The sequence below is a fragment of the Herbaspirillum sp. B65 genome, from assembly GCF_000333555.1.
GTDB classification, from domain to species: domain Bacteria; phylum Pseudomonadota; class Gammaproteobacteria; order Burkholderiales; family Burkholderiaceae_D; genus Herbaspirillum; species Herbaspirillum rubrisubalbicans.
In genome coordinates, this window is record NZ_BADI01001063.1 from 1 (window position 1) to 356 (window position 356).

1 protein-coding gene is annotated in these 356 nt (G+C 59.6%); it reads left to right on the forward strand.

Features of this window, described 5'->3' with window-relative positions:
* A partial coding sequence (tatC, locus tag I5W_RS25120; RefSeq protein WP_044531303.1) for a twin-arginine translocase subunit TatC occupies nucleotides 1-356 on the forward strand: 356 nt, incomplete at both ends.

Here is a 356-nt window from a genome sequence, read left to right on the forward strand (position 1 = left end):
TCACCGGGGTGGCGTTCTGCTACTTCTTCGTCTTCGGCGTGGTCTTCCCCTTCATCAACAACTTCGCGCCCAAGTCGGTTTCGGTGGCCCCGGATATCGATAGCTATGTCGATTTCGTGCTGACCATGTTCGTGGCCTTCGGCGTGACCTTCGAAGTCCCGGTGATCGTGATCGTGCTGGTGCGCATGGGCTTGGTGCCGCTGGCCAAGTTGAAGCAGATTCGTCCCTACGTCATCGTCGGCGCCTTCATCGTCGCTGCCGTGGTCACTCCGCCGGACGTGATGAGCCAGTTGATGCTGGCCGTGCCGCTGGTGCTCTTGTATGAAATCGGCCTGCTGGTGGCGCCCATCTTTGAA